The sequence below is a fragment of the Flavobacterium sharifuzzamanii genome, assembly GCF_003254585.1.
Taxonomy (GTDB): domain Bacteria; phylum Bacteroidota; class Bacteroidia; order Flavobacteriales; family Flavobacteriaceae; genus Flavobacterium; species Flavobacterium sharifuzzamanii.
Genome location: NZ_QJGZ01000035.1, coordinates 204,425 through 222,820, shown reverse-complemented (window position 1 = coordinate 222,820; position 18,396 = coordinate 204,425). Strand labels below are relative to the sequence as shown.

Annotated in this window: 12 protein-coding genes and 1 pseudogene; 9 read left to right on the top strand and 4 right to left on the bottom strand. The window is 34.6% G+C overall.

What is annotated here, in order from left to right; genetic code table 11:
- Positions 1 to 41: 41 nt before the first annotated feature.
- Together DMA14_RS06105 and DMA14_RS06100 are read right to left on the bottom strand one after the other, a co-directional pair.
- Complete coding sequence (locus tag DMA14_RS06105; protein WP_111423889.1) at positions 42 to 3,971, bottom strand: starch-binding protein; 3,930 nt, start codon at positions 3,969 to 3,971, stop codon at positions 42 to 44.
- A 292-nt stretch (positions 3,972 to 4,263) separates the two neighbouring features.
- The gene (locus DMA14_RS06100; protein WP_111423995.1) at positions 4,264 to 5,487 is read right to left on the bottom strand and encodes an aminotransferase class I/II-fold pyridoxal phosphate-dependent enzyme; all 1,224 of its coding nucleotides are present in this window, start codon (positions 5,485 to 5,487) and stop codon (positions 4,264 to 4,266) included.
- A 410-nt stretch (positions 5,488 to 5,897) separates the two neighbouring features.
- Between DMA14_RS06100 and DMA14_RS06095 the strand changes: the two genes are divergently transcribed.
- The 3 genes from DMA14_RS06095 (at position 5,898) to DMA14_RS06085 (ending at position 8,853) form a co-directional block, all read left to right on the top strand.
- Positions 5,898 to 6,356 (top strand): Lrp/AsnC family transcriptional regulator, encoded by a 459-nt coding sequence (locus DMA14_RS06095; RefSeq protein ID WP_012024199.1) that lies wholly within the window; start codon positions 5,898 to 5,900, stop codon positions 6,354 to 6,356.
- Positions 6,357 to 6,762: 406 nt separating this feature from the next.
- Entirely contained in the window at positions 6,763 to 8,166 is a 1,404-nt protein-coding gene (gene lpdA, locus DMA14_RS06090; protein ID WP_111423888.1) for a dihydrolipoyl dehydrogenase, read from the top strand.
- 144 nt (positions 8,167 to 8,310) lie between these two features.
- Positions 8,311 to 8,853 carry a lipocalin family protein gene (locus tag DMA14_RS06085; RefSeq protein WP_111423887.1) on the top strand — a complete coding sequence of 181 codons (543 nt, stop codon included), beginning with the start codon at positions 8,311 to 8,313 and terminating at the stop codon, positions 8,851 to 8,853.
- A 58-nt stretch (positions 8,854 to 8,911) separates the two neighbouring features.
- Here DMA14_RS06085 and DMA14_RS06080 read toward each other — a convergent pair whose 3' ends face one another.
- Positions 8,912 to 9,286, bottom strand: a complete 375-nt coding sequence (locus DMA14_RS06080; RefSeq protein WP_111365426.1) for a DoxX family membrane protein — start codon at positions 9,284 to 9,286, stop codon at positions 8,912 to 8,914.
- Between the two features lie 300 nt (positions 9,287 to 9,586).
- On the opposite strand from DMA14_RS06080, the gene DMA14_RS06075 reads away from it, so the two are divergent.
- From DMA14_RS06075 to DMA14_RS06060, 3 genes are all read left to right on the top strand, one after another.
- Positions 9,587 to 10,873 (top strand): anthranilate synthase component I family protein, encoded by a 1,287-nt coding sequence (locus DMA14_RS06075; RefSeq protein ID WP_111423886.1) that lies wholly within the window; start codon positions 9,587 to 9,589, stop codon positions 10,871 to 10,873.
- 238 nt (positions 10,874 to 11,111) lie between these two features.
- Complete coding sequence (gene tilS / locus DMA14_RS06065; RefSeq protein ID WP_111423884.1) at positions 11,112 to 12,422, top strand: tRNA lysidine(34) synthetase TilS; 1,311 nt, start codon at positions 11,112 to 11,114, stop codon at positions 12,420 to 12,422.
- Positions 12,422 to 14,503: a protein-disulfide reductase DsbD family protein gene (locus DMA14_RS06060; protein ID WP_111423883.1), complete on the top strand. Its 2,082-nt coding sequence runs from the start codon at positions 12,422 to 12,424 to the stop codon at positions 14,501 to 14,503. Before tilS ends, DMA14_RS06060 begins: the two co-directional genes overlap by 1 nt.
- Positions 14,504 to 14,667: 164 nt before the next feature.
- On the opposite strand, the gene DMA14_RS06055 is transcribed toward DMA14_RS06060, so the two are convergent.
- Complete coding sequence (locus tag DMA14_RS06055; RefSeq protein WP_111377790.1) at positions 14,668 to 15,984, bottom strand: ammonium transporter; 1,317 nt, start codon at positions 15,982 to 15,984, stop codon at positions 14,668 to 14,670.
- Between the two features lie 315 nt (positions 15,985 to 16,299).
- On the opposite strand from DMA14_RS06055, the gene DMA14_RS06050 reads away from it, so the two are divergent.
- From DMA14_RS06050 to DMA14_RS06040, 3 genes and pseudogenes are all read left to right on the top strand, one after another.
- On the top strand, positions 16,300 to 17,274 hold the full coding sequence (locus tag DMA14_RS06050) for a Gfo/Idh/MocA family protein (RefSeq protein ID WP_111423882.1): 975 nt from the start codon (positions 16,300 to 16,302) through the stop codon (positions 17,272 to 17,274).
- Positions 17,275 to 17,354: 80 nt separating this feature from the next.
- Positions 17,355 to 17,972, top strand: a pseudogene (locus tag DMA14_RS06045) (magnesium chelatase domain-containing protein); the annotation flags it as partial.
- Between the two features lie 151 nt (positions 17,973 to 18,123).
- Positions 18,124 to 18,396, top strand: a complete 273-nt coding sequence (locus tag DMA14_RS06040; RefSeq protein ID WP_111423881.1) for a HigA family addiction module antitoxin — start codon at positions 18,124 to 18,126, stop codon at positions 18,394 to 18,396.

The window sequence follows — 18,396 nt, the reverse complement described above, 5'->3', positions numbered from 1 at the left end:
TTCAGAACGGCTTTTTTTATTGAAATAATAATTTAATAGATTTATTTTTTTACAATCTTTTGCATCGTTTCTACGCCATTTTCTAAACGGATGGTAATAAAATACAATCCAGAGCTTAGACGGCTTACATCAATACTGCTTGTATTCGATTTTCCTTCCTGAACAATACTTCCTTGTGCAGAAATAATAGTGTAATTACTTATTGCAATAGTTGAGTTTATGAGAAGTGTCTGATCTACTGGATTAGGGTATAGACGAACGGCATAGGTTTCCTGTGCTTCTTCTTTGGTAGCTACATTAATTGCCATTTTTGCCGTACTTGCCCCCCATGTGTACGAGTAGCCATCAGTTTTACTTAACAAATCGGCAGTTTGATTTGCAGAACCGCTAGAACCATTATTGAAAATAAGATTGATTGATGTTGGTCCAGTGATGGTGTATTTATAAAAACCGTTTGTATCGGCTGTCATTGTTACACCTGGCCAAGTCGCATTAGCGACACTTCCTGATGGAACAGCATTCCAATAATATACTTTTGGAGCAGTAGTCCAAGTTGTTGGAGGTTTAAAATATACTGTAAGTGTTGGAACTGCAGTAAAAGTGTAAGTTTCTGTTTTTACAGCTGATGAAACTCCAGACGTATTGACAACAAAAGCTTTTAAAATTGTATTTGCAGTAAAAGCAAAAGATTTACTGCCAATTGCAGATGCAGAGCTTGTTGTTGGAGTTGTACCGTCTAAAGTATAATATAGAGTAGAAGACGTTTCATTTGCGGTTAAAACAACATTTACAGTCGTTCCAGTTGTAAATGTTCCTCCTGGTTTAGAATTGGTAAAATCTGGTGCAATAACAGGACATCTGTTCGCAGGTTCTGCACTCAGCCAGCCAGAATCATAATATTTAATTCCTGCTGTAGTGCTTAAATCTCCAGTTTTTAGGTTACCATCATTAAACAATAAATTCGAAGCGCTTACTGTTGACGGAAAAGTATATTTATACCAATCTCCACAATCTTGTGTCATTGCAATTCCAGGATAAGTTACTGCAGGAGCAGTTCCTGTTGGAGACCAATAATATATTTTAACTGAAGAACTCCAATTAGATGGTTTCTTAAAATAAACCGTAAAAGCAGCAGGAGTACTAAAAGTATAGGTTTCTGTTTTTATAGCAGAACTAATTCCGGTAGCACTCTTAACAAAAGCCTTAAGTGTCGTTGTGCTTGTTATTGTAATTGCTTTTGAACCCACCGCAGAAGCAGAAGCTGTAGTAGGATCTGTTCCATCAAGAGTATAATAGATTACAGAAGCGCTTTCGTTTGCTGTTAAAGTCAGATTTAAAGTGGTTCCTGTAGTGAAATTTCCACCTGCTTGCGAGAATGTGAAATCAGGAACAACAGAAGGGCATCTGTTTGCAGGTTCAGCACTTAGCCAACCGTTATCATAAAATTTGATTCCACCAGCCGAACTTAAATCGCCTGTTTTTAGGGAACCATCATTAAACAATAAATTTGAAGCACTTACTGTCGATGGGAACGTATATTTATACCAATCTCCACAATCTTGAGTCATTGCAACTCCTGGATAAGTTACTGCAGGAGCAGTTCCTGTTGGTGACCAATAGTAAATTTTGACAGCAGAGTTCCAGTTAGATGGTTTTTTGAAATAAACCGTAAATTCTGGAAGTGCACCAATAGTATATGTTTTGGTTACAATATCAGATTGATTGCCGTCTTTATCTACTGCAAAAGCTTTAATTGTTGTAGTTTGAGTAATGTTGATTGTTTTTGTCGACTCCACAACTGGCGAAGCTGTCGTTGGAGTAGAACCATCAATTGTGTAATATAATTTTGGTTTAGGATCTGTGCTGTCTGTAGCTGTAATAGTGACATCTATTGCTGCAGTCGAATTTCCAGCATCTGGTGTAAAAGCAATTTTTGGAGCAACATCAAGATTTTTGCCAACCCAAACGTGTTGAATTTTAGATTTAGTGGTATTTCCTTTTTTATCGGTCACTTCCACATAGTAGTCTAATAATTTTTCTGATATTCCAGCAATTTCAGCAGAGTATTGATTTGCAATTACATCTGGAAGCATGTATAAATCAGCTTGCGGATTATTGGTAACATTTCCTTTCGGGAAAACTCTTTCTGCCATAGGCAAAGTTATCCAGCTTCCTACTTCGCTTCCGCCAGCATAAGTTTCATTTTGATTGGAATTCAGATTATTTTTTCCGTCAACATCAATTCTATATTTTAATTCCGCTCTTTCAATTCCGCTCACGTCATAAGCAAAAGTATATACCGTAAAATCGGCAGAGTTTAAGAAATCTTTATAAGCATAAGGCGCTCCATATCCTTTTTCTCCAGGATTATAAGGCCAGCGCTGCGGAATAAAAACAGATGGTTTTGTTGCATCAACTCCTGGATGTGCATCTAAAGTAGGTTTTGCAAATTGCACGCATCTATTAACAGCAAGCGTGGTTTTTATTTCTAAATCTTCAGCTAGTCCATAATAAGCATTTCCACTGTCATAACCAGCCATTAAAAAGTGCCATGCTTTTTCAGCGGGACTTACCCCAGCGGTCGGATTTACAATTTCGCTCATTCTAAGATTATTGCCTTCCAATTGCTCAGCCATAATTGCATGATTTTCTCCAGCAGTTGTTATCGCTTGATTCATCATGTCTTCAGTCCAGCCATTTGGGTTAAATTTTTTGGTAACCGGATCAAAGAAAGGCCAAAGCCAATTGGTAAATTGTGGATGTCCAAAATCTCCATCTGCGTTTACCCAAGCTCCGTCTTCAACGTGTACAACCGCAGATTCTGGAACAGGATTGTCATATAAATATTGTGGAATTGTAGTTGCAATGTTTCCATTAGCAGACGATGCATGAGAAAATCCCGTCACCGATTCGTTGTAATAAGACGATCCACCGCCCCAAGCATTATCGCCATCATGAGCAAATAATACCAATGGTGGTCTTGGCGAAGTCGATGCTTTTGCTACAATTGGAGCAATTAATGAAGTTCCTATTGCGGCATATCCATCTTCGTAACTTTCGTAATCAGCCATTGGAACTACAGTAATTTTATATTCCTGAGCAGTTTCAGGATCAACGTATTTGGCTTTATAAGGAAGATAAGAATAAGGTACGGCAAACTGTCCGCCACGAGCATCTTTTTGTGCAGAGAACCAAGTTCCTCCAAGAGTTTCTACCTGATCTGCTTTGTTTGGAAGATCGCACATAGTTCCTCCAGAGCCATATTTTATAGGGTAGTCGGCCAAAGTTCTTGATAAATGACTATTGGCAATTACAGACCATTCGATGCCACATTCAGCTAAAGTTTTTATAATTCTTTCAGAAAAAGCACATTCTGCTGGCCAATATCCTTTAGAATCATGAGTTCCAAATAATTGAGCGCTATAGTATTGATGTGCTTTTATCTCTTTCTTTAGAGCCTCGTCGCTTAACAAAGGAGAAAGCGCATGATGCATTGTAAAAGAAACTACCTCCATACGAGAAAATCCGCCAGAAGTTTTCCATCCTTTTGCATCTTTGATATTCTGTGTCCAAGAATTCGAATAACCCCATTGATTTGCTTGTGCCAATTCATTAACATTTTCCATTAAAGAACCACCGTATGTAATTTGCGCTCCAGCTTTGCTTAAATCACGAATAGAATTAATAGCATTTTTTGGTGCAAATTGATAAGCGGCCACTCGATCACCTGCTCCAAAAATTTCTTCAAGATTGTTTGTTGGGTGAGCCAATCCGTTTTTATCGTTATTGGCACCAGAGACTTTCAAGTCTTGAGATTCTTTTACGATTTGGTATCGATTTGGATTTTTCTTACTTAGATCACCCCAATAAGTCGGTTGATGCAGATGCCATAAGTAAGAAGTATGCACTTGTGCTTGCAGAAAAGCAAAGGGAACGCACAAGGCATAAAACAAGAGTAGGTTTTTCTTCATAATTTCAGTTTAGTTGGTTAAATGGTTAAATTTCTGATAAAAGTATATTTTATTAACATTTAAAATATCTAATAATTTGAAATCCAATTACTACAACGTTTTAGTGTTTAAAACTTTTTCAGAAATAATGAGTTAAAAAACATTAATCGTAAAATTTGTTATTTTTTAATATGAAATTGATATTTATAAAATTTAAATGGTTGTAAATGAGAGTTTTTAGTAAATAAAAAAATCCGCTTAGAGAAAATCTCCAGCGGATTCAAAACAATCTAAAAAAAAATGTGCAAATTTATTAATAGAGTGATGTTTCTTTTTTTAAGATTCCAAGCTCTTTCATGCAAGCTTTCATCATTTCATAAGTGCGCTGGATATCATTGTCCAATCCAATAGAAAAGCGAATCAATCCATCAGTTAATCCCATTTCTTTTTGCTCTTCTAACGGAATTTCACTAGAAGTCGAAGTTCCAGGCGCACTGAATAAAGTTTTATAAAAACCTAAACTTACCGCTAGATAACCTAGATTTCGTTCTTGCATTAACTCCATCAATTCATTGGCTTTTTCCAAAGAACCAACATCAATTGTCAGCATTCCACCAAAACCGTATTCTGGATTAATCATCGTTTTATATAATTCATGACTCGGGTGACTTTTCAATCCTGGATAAACCGTTTTTAAGCCATCTTTTTCAAACTGATCCGCTAGAAAATGTGCATTATGGCTGTGCTGTTTAATTCTGATATGAAGTGTTCGAAGGTTTTTCATCACACTTGCAGAACGCAAACTATCCATTGTCGGACCTAAAAGCATGCTCGCACCAGAATTCACATTTTTTAGAGAATTGATAAATTCTTTCGATGCGCAAGTTACACCACCAACCGTATCACTGCTTCCGTTAATGTATTTTGTCAAACTATGAATCACAATATCTGCACCTAATTTTGCTGGAGAAACAGATAAAGGCGAAAATGTATTATCAACTACTAATTTCAAATTATGCTTTTTCGCAATTTCTGCCAAACCTGCAATATTGGCAACTTCCAAAAGAGGGTTACTAACCGTTTCGCAATACAAAACTTTAGTTTTAGGAGTAATCGCAGCTTCAACAGCATTCAGTTTTGTGATATCAACAAAGCTTGTTTCAATTCCGAATCTCGGTGTAAAGTTTTTCAAGAAAGCATAAGTTCCGCCATAAATAGTTCGGCTCGAAACGATATGGTCACCCGCACCGCACAATTGCAGTAGAGTAGGCGTAATCGCTCCCATTCCCGAAGCCGAAACGTTTGCCGTTTCTGTTCCTTCCATCGCCGCCAAAGCCTGATCTAAGTATAAATTACTTGGAGAAGAATGACGCGAATATAAATAACAGCCTTCCATATTGCCTTCAAAAGTATCAAACATGGTTTTAGCCGAAAGAAAAGTATAGGTCGAAGAATCGGAAATCGAAGGATTCACACCGCCAAATTCGCCAAAATATTGTAAGTCCTGAATTTTATCTGCTGGATTGAAGTTTTTCATTATAGTTAGTTTTTTTGTTTTGTTTGCTTCGCCCATTCGGCTTTCAACCTCGGGTCAAGTTTCAGTTTTCAAGTTCCAACAATCTGAAACTTGAAACCTGAAACAAAATTATTAGGAGCTATTTCCTGCTATCCGTTTCAATCTTTTGTGCCTCCCGATAGCTATCGGGACCGGCACAAAAGGATTTCCACTTCTATCAGGGTTAGGACACTCATTTTCAAAATAAATTCTAGTCAAAATAATGTCTAATAAGAAAATTAATCAACTGTAAAATGAAAAATTAGATTTTAAAACTATAAATATGTTTTTATAATGATTTTTAATCTAAATTTGATTCTGAAATTGCAATTCAGTAGATTTTATTTCTTTTTAATAGCCATCAACCATCAACTATTAACCATCAACTAAAAATGACTTTAGACGCTACAGATAAAAAACTTCTGGTTTTACTTCAAACCGATAGTAAAAAAACAACCAAAGAATTATCCTTAAAACTTGATCTTTCGGTTACAGCAGTTTACGAACGAATCAAAAAACTGGAACGAGAAGGCATAATAAAAAACTATGTGGCCTTAGTCGATAAATCCAAAATTGAAAAAGGATTTGTGGTCTTCTGCCACCTAAAACTCATTCAACATACTAAAGAATTCTTAACCAAATTTGAAAGTGAAGTCATCAAACTAAATGAAGTTCTAGAATGTCATCACGTAAGCGGTGATTATGATTATATTCTGAAAGTTTTGGTAAAAGATATGGAAGCGTATAGAGAGTTTTTAGTCACAAAACTGACTTCACTGCAACATATCGGAAGTACGCAAAGTATGTTCATGATTAGTGAAGTGAAGAACTCTACGGTGATTTCGTTCTAAGAGGCGCAAAGATTTTATGTAGAGACGCACCGCAGTGCGTCTAACGTTCTGTTTCTCATCCTAAGGAACGAAGGATCACACTGAAACTCTACAAATATTGGCGATTCAGCTTGCGGAATTTCTAGTGTGATCCTTCGTTCCTCAGGATGACAAAAAACTCATGAAAAAACAAAAACTTTTTGTCTCCGAGCCTTCGTGGCAGAAAACATTCAAAACAATTTATAAAAAAAACATTGCGACTCTGCGTCTTTGCGAGATTAAAAACAAAACTTAGCGGACCCTATACAATCTTACCAGCTTCAAGATTAAAACAGGCTAATATTTCACACAAAAAACATTGAAATTTAAACCTCAAACAGAACTTTATTGCTTAATTTTGTAACCGCTAAAATAAAAACAAAATACTATGAGTTCATTTGACGTAGTCATTATAGGTTCAGGTCCTGGAGGATATGTATCAGCAATTCGTTGCGCACAATTAGGTTTCAAAACTGCAATTGTAGAAAAATATAATTCATTAGGCGGAACTTGCCTTAACGTAGGTTGTATTCCTTCAAAAGCATTATTATCTTCTTCTCACCATTATTCAGAAATCGCTCATTTTGCAGATCACGGAATCGAAGTTTCTGGCGATGTAAAAATCAATTTAGAGAAAATGATCGCACGCAAACAAGCTGTTGTAGATCAAACAGTAGGTGGAATCAACTACCTAATGGATAAAAATAAAATTACTGTTTTCAATGGTTTAGGTTCTTTCGTAGACGCAACTCACATTGCTGTTGCAAAAGCTGACGGAACTTCTGAAACTATCGAAGCAAAATATACTGTAATTGCTACAGGATCAAAACCATCTTCTTTGCCATTTATCAAAATTGACAAAGAAAGAATCATCACTTCTACTGAAGCTTTGGCTTTAAAAGAAGTTCCAAAACACTTAGTAATCATTGGTGGTGGTGTTATCGGAATCGAGCTTGGACAAGTTTACCTTCGTTTAGGTGCTCAGGTTTCTGTAGTTGAATTCATGGACAGAATCATTCCTGGAATGGACGGAGCGCTTTCTAAAGAATTGACTAAAGTATTGAAAAAACAAGGAATGAAATTCTACGTTTCTCACAAAGTAAAATCAGTTGAAAGAAACGGTGATGCTGTTGTTGTTCAAGCTGAAAACGCAAAAGGAGAAACTATTACTCTTGAAGGAGATTATTCATTAGTTTCTGTTGGTCGTCGTCCTTACACAGACGGATTAAACGCTGACAAAGCTGGAGTTAAAATTTCAGACAGAGGACAAGTTGAAGTAAACAATCATTTACAAACTAGTACTCCAAATATCTATGCAATTGGTGACGTTGTTCGTGGGGCAATGTTAGCGCACAAAGCGGAAGAAGAAGGAGTAATGGTTGCTGAAATTTTAGCTGGTCAAAAACCACATATCGATTATAACTTAATTCCTGGTGTTGTTTACACTTGGCCAGAAGTTGCTGCAGTTGGTCAAACTGAGGAGCAATTGAAAGCGGCTGGAGTAAAATACAAATCTGGAAGTTTCCCATTCAAAGCGTTAGGACGTGCAAGAGCAAGTGCTGACTTAGATGGATTTGTAAAAATCTTGGCTGATGAGAAAACAGATGAGGTTTTAGGAGTTCACATGATTGGTGCTCGTACAGCAGATTTAATTGCTGAAGCGGTTACTGCAATGGAATTTAAAGCTTCTGCTGAAGATATTTCTAGAATGAGCCACGCACACCCAACTTTCGCGGAAGCGGTAAAAGAAGCAGCTTTAGCAGCAACTGAAAATAGAGCTTTACACGTATAATTTTTACGTTAAATTATATTTATAAACCGTCAGAGTGATCTGACGGTTTTTTTGTGCTTCATATAATATAATAATCAAAAATAATTTTGTAAATTAGATGTGTATTTCAGGTGCTATCTTTATGATAATTAAAAAGATAGGATTATGAAAACTAAATATGTAGTTCCGGTTTTGATCGGAGCAGGAATTGGAATCGCGCTGTACTCATGCGGAGGCGGAATTCCCAAAAATGCAGAAGCTGTAACAAACTTTGACAGCGCAAAATATCTCGGAAAATGGTATGAAATTGCCAGATTGGACTACAAATGGGAAATAGATCTGAACAATGTAACTGCCGAGTATTCTTTAAATGAAGATAAAACAATAAAAGTCGATAATAAGGGCTATAATGTCAAAAAAGACAAATGGGAACAAAGTGTCGGGAAAGCTAGATTTGTCAAAAAAGACAACATTGGTATGCTGAAAGTCTCATTTTTTGGTCCTTTTTATTCTGGTTACAATGTCGTAGCAATCGATTCTGATTATAAATACGCGCTTGTGGCTGGAGAAAGCTTAAAATATATGTGGATACTTTCTAGAGAAAAAACAATTCCAGAAAGTGTAAAAGCAGATTTTCTTATCAAAGCTCAGGAAATTGGATATAAAGTAACCGATTTGGTTTGGGTAAAACACGATAAGGCAAATTAAAAATAAAAAGTCCGTCAGATAACATTGACGGACTTTTTTATTTCGATTTGAAAAATACTTATGCAGTAAAAACACTTTTGTAATTATCCCAGTATCTGTAAATCAAGAATAGGTTTCCTAGAAAAAGAAGAGCTGCAATTGGCAGACCATCTGGAGTAAGGAAATAATTGATAAACAAAATATTTACCGTAATCGGTAAGATCAAAATGTTTGCTAAAGTTACATAACGCCCAGATACAAATGCAATACCACACAATAACTCGATAGATTTTGCCAGTGGCATTAAATACGTCGAGGCCATTAAACCTACATTAAATGCTTTAAAATTCCCTGTAGTTTCAGGCTCAGGCATTAGATGGAAAAAATAACTGATAGAGGCGAACAGCAGCAAAAGGCCAATTAAAACGCGGACAATAATTGTGGCAATTTTCATAATACTTAGGATTTTTTTAAGGTTAAAAAATTAATTAAGTTATTGGAAGAAATGCAATCTAAAAGCCTAAAAGAGAATCATAAAATATTTTTTTTTAAGGTTCTTTTTTAAGGATTCTATAATCAAATCAATACTGTTTTTGGATTAATCTAATTGAATATCAAATATAACGAATTTTTTCTTATAAAATGAATGTCTTTTTAACAGTTTTGCAATGTAATCCAAATCATTTTGAATATTTTTTTGTTTTCTTCTAATGAAATAATTTTGTCGTAATTTTGACCTTTAAAATTACCATTTTTGAGAGTTTCCATCCGTAAAAATATTGCCAATTCGAGACTGTTTAAGGAACAGCTTTTAAGTTGGGCGCAGCAATTTCGCGAAGTCGTTTTTTTAGACAGTAATTCTTATCCGCAGCAGTATTCAAGTTTTGACTGCATATTGGCAGTTGATGCTTTTACGTCTTTAAAAACAGATTATTACAATGCTTTTGAAGATTTAAAACAATATCAGCAAAACACGAAAGATTGGCTTTTTGGATATCTTTCTTATGATCTAAAAAATGATATTGAAAATCTTCAATCTAATAATTTTGATGGTTTAAATTTTCCCGATTTATTTTTCTTTCAGCCTAAAAAAGTTTTTATACTAAAAGGCAATGAACTCGAAATTCAGTATTTAATGCTTTGCGATGATGAGCTTGAAGAAGATTTTAATGAGATAGTCGAAAGCCAAAAGTCAAAAGTCGAAAGTCAAGAAACGATAATCATACAGCAACGAATTTCGAAAGAATTATATGTTGAAAAAGTGAATCAAATGCTTCATCATATTCATATTGGGGATATGTACGAAGCCAATTTCTGTATGGAATTTTATGCTAAAAATGCAATTATAAATCCGTTAGAAAAATTTCAGAAACTTAATGAGATTTCGCAAGCACCTTTTTCGGTTTTCTTTAAAAATTATAAGCAATATCTGCTTTCTGCCTCGCCAGAACGCTACTTGAAAAAAGTGGGAGATAAGATTATTTCACAACCAATCAAAGGAACTTCAAAACGTTTTACAGATCTGATTCAAGATGAAGAATCAAAAAATATTTTAGTTTCTGACGCCAAAGAGCGAGCTGAAAATATCATGATAACCGATTTAGTTCGTAATGATTTATCGCATACAGCGCAGAAAGGCTCGGTTGAGGTTGCAGAACTTTGCGGAATTTATTCGTTTCTCCAAGTGCATCAGATGATTTCGACGATCACTTCAAAATTAGATTCAAAATTTTCGGCTATAGATGTTTTGAAAACGACTTTTCCTATGGGGAGCATGACTGGTGCACCAAAAATTTCAGTAATGGAAATTGTCGAAAAAATAGAAGAAACAAAAAGAGGATTATATAGCGGTGCGGTTGGTTATTTTACTCCTGAAGGCGATTTTGATTTCAACGTCGTAATCCGAAGTATTTTATACAATGAGGAAAATAAATATGTTTCTTTCTCGGTTGGAAGCGCTATAACATCGCTTTCAATTCCAGAAAAAGAATACGAAGAATGTTTGCTAAAGGCAAAGGCAATGCACGAAGTTTTGCAGTAATTTTCAGCCACGAATTACACTAATTTCCACTAATTTTTTCTTCAATTCGCTTAAAAAATAGCCACAGATTAAAGGATTAAAATGATTAAAAAAAATCTGTGTAAATCTTTTTATCCCGATAGCTATCGGGAGAGGCAAAAAAATAATTCGAGCAAATTCGTGTAATTCGTGGCAGAAAAAAACAACGCTTAACATTTCGTTTAAAAATAGATCGAATTTAATTTTTTACTTTTATCAGATGTTTTCAAAATTTCAAAATCATATCGTTTCAAGATTTCCCTTTTTAGCCGAAAAAAAGCTTTTTCTGGCTGTAAGTGGCGGACTTGACAGTATGGTTTTGTTGCATTTAATGAATCAATTGTCTTATGAAATTGCCGTTTTACATTGTAATTTTCAACTTCGCGGATTAGAAAGTTTTGGAGATCAGGAATTTATTCAGAACTATTGCGATCAGAATAATATCCCGATTTTTACAACTCATTTTGATACAGAAGCTTTCGCTAAAGACTACAAACTTTCTACGCAAGTTGCAGCAAGGGAACTGCGTTATAGCTGGTTTTATGAATTATTAGAAGAAGAAGCTTTCGATTATATTCTGACTGCACATCACGCCGATGATAATCTAGAAACTTTTATCATCAACTTAACGCGCGGAACAGGTTTAGAAGGCTTAACTGGAATTCCAGAACAAAACGATAAAATTATTCGTCCGTTGTTGCCCTTTTCAAGAGAAGAAATCTTGAAATACGCAGAGGAAAATAACATAGAATGGAGAGAAGATAGCAGTAATGCCTCGACAAAATATCTCAGAAATAAAATTCGTCATAATTTAGTTCCGGTTTTAAAAGAAATCAATCCGAATTTTTTGGATGCTTTTCAGAAAACGCAATCTTTTCTTCAAGAATCAAAAGAAATGGTTGAAGATGCATCGATTATCGTTTATCAGCAAGTAGCAAAAGAAGAAGGTGATGATATTCATTTTGATTTAAATCAGCTTAAAAAACTTCCAAATTATAAATCGTATTTGTATCAATGGCTGAAAGAATTTGGTTTTTCTGCTTGGAATGATATTTATGATTTAATAGAAAGCCAATCTGGAAAACAAGTTCTTTCAGAGGAGTTTAGATTGTTGAAGAATAGAGAAACACTCATTTTAAGTCCGTTTTTTGAAACATCAGAAAAAGACGAATATGAAATCGGCGAAAGCGATACAGAAGTTAATTTTCCCTTAAAAATGAGTCTTTGTAACGTAGGTCACACAACATTCGGCTCAAATAAAGTTATATTTGTCGATTCCGATAAAATCCGTTACCCTTTGATATTACGTAAATGGAAAGAAGGAGATGTTTTTCAGCCGTTTGGAATGCATGGAAAATCGAAAAAAGTAAGCAAACTTTTTAAAGATGAAAAGCTATCCTTGATAGAAAAGGAGAAAACTTGGATTTTATGCTCAGACGATCAAATAGTCTGGGTTGTCGGAATGAGACAGGACGAACGTTTTAAAATAGAAAAAGCCACAAATAAAATACTAAAAATAGAATTGCAATAATGAACTTTACTCAAGCCCATCAGTCGATAATTTCGAAAAGTATCTGGAATAAAATAACTGCTTTTTTGCTCTTTTTCTTTTTTGCATTAGCAAGTAACGCTCAAATATTAGAACCGGTAAAATGGACTTCTAAAATGGAGAAAAAAGGAGACAAGGTTATTCTAATTTTTGATGGAACAATCGAAAAAGACTGGCATATGTACTCTCAGTTTACACCAGATGGCGGACCGCTTGCTTTGGAAATTTCGTTTAAAAACCAAAAAGGAAATTACGAGTTAGTTGGAAAAGCAAAAGAAGGTAAAACTAGAACCGCTTTCAACGATGTTTTCGGTGTAGATGAAACTTTCTTTGAGGGTAAAGCGCATATTGAACAAGAGATAAAAATCATTAACCCAAATTTAAAAACGGTTGATGTAGATTTTGATTTTCAGGTTTGTAAAGAAGTTTGCATCAATTCGAGCAAAAAATTCTCAATTGCTGTGCCTTCGACTTTTAAAATGGACGAAGTTCCAGTTGTCGCAGAAGCTAAATTAGACGAAACAAAAGTTGTTGGTTTGGCTGTTGATACCGTTAAAAAAGAAGAAGCTACGCAGCCAAAAGTAGAAAAAACAGCTGAAACTGCTAAAGAAGAAATTCCTGCACCAGCGCCTTCGAGAAGTTTATGGTCAATCTTTTTTATTGCTTTTTTATCAGGATTTGCGGCATTGTTAACGCCTTGTGTTTTTCCAATGATCCCGATGACGGTAAGTTTCTTTACAAAACAAAGTAAAAGCCGTGCAAAAGGAATTAGAAATGCGATTATTTATGGATTTTCGATCATTGCCATTTATGTTATTTTAGGTCTTATTGTAACTAAAATATTTGGTGCAGATGCTCTAAACGCATTATCAACCGATGTTTGGTTTAACCTGATTTTCTTTGTGATTTTGGTCATTTTTGCTACTTCATTTTTGGGAGCTTTCGAAATTATGCTTCCAAATTCATGGGCAAATAAGGCAGATCAGCAAGCAGATAAAGGTGGTTTAATCGGAATATTGTTCATGGCTTTAGCCTTGGCAATTGTGTCATTCTCTTGTACAGGACCAATTGTTGGAACCTTATTGGTTGAAGCGGCTTCAAATGGAGGAATTGCTCCAATTGTTGGAATGTTAGGATTTTCTATGGCATTAGCACTTCCGTTTATGTTATTTGCAATGTTCCCAGGATGGTTAAACTCTCTGCCAAAATCTGGAGGATGGCTAAATACTGTAAAAGTAGTTTTAGGGTTTTTAGAGCTGGCTTTGGCTTTCAAATTTTTATCAAATGCCGATTTAGTTTTACAATTGCATTTCTTAGAAAGAGAAGTATTTATCGCTATTTGGATTGCTATTTTTGGTGCTTTGACTTTATATTTATTCGGAAAAATTACATTGCCTCACGATAGTCCGACCAATCATATTTCTGTAGGAAGATTGTATTTAGGATTATTGACATTTGTGTTTACAATGTATCTAATTCCAGGGCTTTGGGGAGCGCCTTTAAAATTAATCAGTGCATTTCCACCACCTCCACAGTATAGTGAAAGTCCGTTTGGAGTAGGGGGTTCAGGAAACGGAGCGGTTTCTGCAGAATCTATAAAAGGTATGCCGGAAGGAGCAGAATTGGGGCCACACGGAATTATGGTTTTCCATGATTATGAAGATGGTTTAGCCTATGCAAAAGAAATCAATAAGCCAATTATGCTTGATTTTACTGGTTATGCTTGCGTGAACTGCAGAAAAATGGAAAACAATGTTTGGTCTGATCCTTCAGTTTTGCCAATTCTTAAAAATGATGTGGTTTTGATTTCGCTTTATGTTGATGATAAACGTGAATTGCCTAAAGAAGAACAATTTACAACTGAAGCAGGAGATAAAATTATTACGGTTGGAGATAAATGGACAGATTTTATGATTTCTAAATATAAAACCAATACACAACCTTTGTATGTAATTACAGATTTAGAAGGGAATAATTTGAACAGCACAAAACCAACAATTAGTTACGTGAGTACAGAAGAATATTTGCAATGGCTAAAAGAAGGAATTTCGAATTTTAAGTAATTAAGAGAAAAGATAATAGAAGCAAGAGGATATTCAGAAATCTAAAATCTACATTCTAAAATCTAAAATATAAAAGGGATTTAATTCAAAAAGCAAAAAGCACTCTAAGTCAAATTTAGAGTGCTTTTTTAATTATCAAGTAATGTGAGAAAGGGAATTTGTTCTTATAAGAATTCTCCGTGTTGAGAGATGTCTAATCCTAATTCTTCTTTTTCTTCTGTAACTCTCAGCGGAGTAATTTTGTTTACGATGAAAAACAATGCATAAGAAGCAACAAAAGCAAAGATTGAAACCACAACAAGAGCAGTTAATTGGTTGATGAATAAAGTTGGAGTTCCGAAGATTAAACCTTGATTATCTCCAACGGCTGGATTGATAGCTTTTGAAGCGAAAACACCAGTTAAAAGCATACCTACCATACCACCAACACCATGACAAGCAAATACATCAAGAGCATCATCGATTTTTCCTTTAGGGAATTTGCTCACTACAATGTTACTTACAATTGCAGAGAATAAACCAATAAAGATTGCGTGAGGAATACTTACGAAACCAGCAGCAGGCGTAATAGCAACAAGACCTACAACAGCTCCGATACAAGCTCCAAGAGCAGATAATTTATGTCCTAAGATTTTATCAAGGAAAACCCAAGCCATTGCAGCAGCTGCAGCAGCAACAGTAGTTGTTCCTAAAGCTTGAGTAGCAAGACCATTTGCTCCTAATGCAGATCCAGCATTGAAACCAAACCATCCGAACCAAAGTAAACCAGTTCCTAATAATACATAAGTAATTCTTGCAGGATTAACTTTTTGAACTTTTCTTTTTCCTAAGAAGATGGCTCCAGCCAATGCCGCCCATCCAGCGCTCATGTGAACTACAGTTCCTCCAGCAAAATCAAGAACTCCCATTTTGAAGAAATATCCATCAGGATGCCAAGTCATGTGGCATAATGGAGCATATATAAGGATTATGAATAAAACCATGAATAATAAATAAGCCCAGAAACGAATACGTTCTGCAAAAGCACCAGTAATTAAAGCAGGTGTAATGATGGCGAATTTTGCTTGAAATAATGCGAATAACATAAAAGGAATCGTTGGGGCAAGGCTCCAAGCAGTGCTAGTTCCAACACCTTCAAAGAATAAATTCGAAGATGGATTTCCGATGATTCCTCCAATTGTGGGACCAAAAGCCAATCCAAAAGCAACAACAACCCATAAAATTGTAACAATTACCATTGCCATAAAACTTTGAAGCATAGTACTAATTACGTTCTTCTTACCTACCATACCTCCGTAGAAGAATCCTAATCCAGGTGTCATTAACAATACAAAAGCAGTTGCAACGATCATCCAAGCAGTATCTCCTGTATCAAACTTTACAGCTTCTGCAGGAATTGGGTTGTCTGCAATGATAAAGTTCGAAATAAAGGTTAGGACCAAAATCGTGATAAGAATCACACTTAAAATAATTTTTCGCATAGTTATTTAGTTTTAAATTTTTTATAAAAGTATAAAATCATTTAATGCCCCCTAAAAAAATAGGGTTATGTGCTTTATTTTTGTTAAATTTAAAATTTACACCCTATGATTTTGCATGAAATTCTTAAAACAAACTTAAAATTTACAATTTGACAACATTTTTTTTTCACTTACTGCCATTTTTGATAATTTTTGGGGTAATTGATTGCTATTTTTTGTAGGATAATAGATATTTGTTGTTTAAAAAATGCTCTATACATGCTGTAAAGGATATTTTTTAATCTTTTTAACAATTTTGATGATTATAATATAAGAATGGGAAATAGAAGAATTAAATGGGGAATAGTAGGATTGGGAAATATTGCAAGCCAATTTGCGTCAGATTTATTATTGGTTGAAAACGCTGAGCTGACAGCAGTTGCTTCAAGAGATTTTGCTAAAGCTGAGGAATTTGGAGGGAAATTTAATGCTTTAAGAATGTACAATTCTTATGATTTGCTTTTTGAAGATTCAGAAGTTGAAATCATCTATATTGCAACTCCTCATAATTCGCATGCCGAATTGTCTATAAAAGCATTAGAAAAAGGTAAACATGTGCTTTGTGAAAAGCCAATGTCTTTATCTTATCAAGATGCACAAAGAATGATAGAAGCGTCTAAAAAACATAATGTATTCTTTATGGAAGCTTTTTGGACAAGATTTATCCCTTCAGTTCAAGATGTTCTTCAGAAAATTGGCAACGGAATAATTGGAGATGTAAATTACATAAAAGCCGATTTTGCCTTTCACGGAAGTGAAACAGAAAATAAAAGACTTTTTGATAAAGAATTGGGTGGCGGAGCTTTGTTTGATATTGGCGTTTACCCTTTATTTCTGTCTTATATACTTTTAGGAAAACCAAAAGAAATTACTGCAAAAGCGATCAGGCATAAAAACGATATTGATCTGCAGACTTCGATGATTTTGCAATATGAAACCGCTCAATCAGTTTTGAATGCTTCAATAGTTTCTGAATCTGATATGAAAGCTATTATTTCAGGAACAAAAGGTAGAATAGAATTAAATGCTCCATGGTTTATTGCCAATGGTTATTCTTTATATATAAATGAAGAAAAAGAAGCCACTTTTACCTTACCAGCTTTAGGAAAAGGATATTCTCATGAAATAATCGAATGTCAAAATTGTATTCTGAACAATGAAATTGAAAGTAAACTTTGGTCACATGAGAATAGTTTGGATTTGAGTGGGATAGTAGAAGAGATTAAAAATCAAATCCAGCTACCTTTTTAGGATTAAATTATTTTGTAATAAAATATTTACAATTAATTATTTTTTCATTAGTTTTAAATACTATTAATGAAAGAATAATTATGTTAGTAAAAGTTTACGGAAGTGCCGTATTTGGAGTGGAAGCCACAACGATTACAGTTGAGGTTCATATGGATAAAGGAATTGGTTATCATTTGGTTGGACTTCCAGATAATGCTATAAAAGAAAGCAGTTTTAGAATTGCGGCTGCTTTAAAGAATAACGGATTTACTTTTCCGGGAAAGAAAATTACAGTTAATATGGCGCCAGCCGACCTTCGAAAAGAAGGTTCTTCATACGATTTGACATTGGCTATGGGAATTCTAGTCGGTTCAGATCAGATCAAAGCTCCAGAAATTGAACGATATATTATTATGGGCGAACTTTCCCTCGATGGAAGTTTACAGCCTATTCGTGGAGCATTGCCAATTGCTATAAAAGCCAAAGAAGAAGGTTATAAAGGATTTTTTCTCCCGATTCAAAACGTGAAGGAAGCAGCAATTGTAGCAGGTTTGGATGTTTATGGCGTTGAAAATTTAAAAGAAATCATTGATTTTTTCGCTGGTAAAGGAACGCTACAACCTATAGTTATCGATACAAGAGCTGAATTTTATAAAACTCTCGATTTCCCTGAGCATGATTTTTCAGACGTACGCGGACAAGAAAGCGTTAAACGCTGTCAGATCTCACTCAACTTGAGAATATATTGTTTAAGATGGGAATAACTCATTCAATTTGAGAATATTTCAGTTTATTATATATATGGCGTTTAATAAATAATTTTGTATTTTTATCATAGTAACTATTCTAATGTTTTAAGTGCATATATTTATGGAAAAAGTTATGCGAAATATACATCCAGGAGAAATTTTGCGGATGGAACTAGTTGAAGGGAGGAAATTAACTGTTAGTAAAATTGCTGAACTTCTAGATACATCTCGTTCAAATATGTCCAATATAATTAATGGAAAGACATGCATTACACCTAATATGGCTTTAAAACTTGAAAAAGTTTTTGGTGGTAGCGCTAAACATTTTTTAGCGCTTCAGAGTACTTATAATTTATATAAAGCTAAGGAAAAACTTAATAAGAATATAAGTTGA

Coding starts and splice junctions, on each gene's coding strand:
- DMA14_RS06105 (WP_111423889.1), bottom strand. CDS start 3,971: ATGAAGAAAAACCTACTCTTGTTTTATGCCTTGTGCGTTCCCTTTGCT.
- DMA14_RS06100 (WP_111423995.1), bottom strand. CDS start 5,487: ATGAAAAACTTCAATCCAGCAGATAAAATTCAGGACTTACAATATTTT.
- DMA14_RS06095 (WP_012024199.1), top strand. CDS start 5,898: ATGACTTTAGACGCTACAGATAAAAAACTTCTGGTTTTACTTCAAACC.
- lpdA (WP_111423888.1), top strand. CDS start 6,763: ATGAGTTCATTTGACGTAGTCATTATAGGTTCAGGTCCTGGAGGATAT.
- DMA14_RS06085 (WP_111423887.1), top strand. CDS start 8,311: ATGAAAACTAAATATGTAGTTCCGGTTTTGATCGGAGCAGGAATTGGA.
- DMA14_RS06080 (WP_111365426.1), bottom strand. CDS start 9,286: ATGAAAATTGCCACAATTATTGTCCGCGTTTTAATTGGCCTTTTGCTG.
- tilS (WP_111423884.1), top strand. CDS start 11,112: ATGTTTTCAAAATTTCAAAATCATATCGTTTCAAGATTTCCCTTTTTA.
- DMA14_RS06060 (WP_111423883.1), top strand. CDS start 12,422: ATGAACTTTACTCAAGCCCATCAGTCGATAATTTCGAAAAGTATCTGG.
- DMA14_RS06055 (WP_111377790.1), bottom strand. CDS start 15,984: ATGCGAAAAATTATTTTAAGTGTGATTCTTATCACGATTTTGGTCCTA.
- DMA14_RS06050 (WP_111423882.1), top strand. CDS start 16,300: ATGGGAAATAGAAGAATTAAATGGGGAATAGTAGGATTGGGAAATATT.
- DMA14_RS06040 (WP_111423881.1), top strand. CDS start 18,124: ATGGAAAAAGTTATGCGAAATATACATCCAGGAGAAATTTTGCGGATG.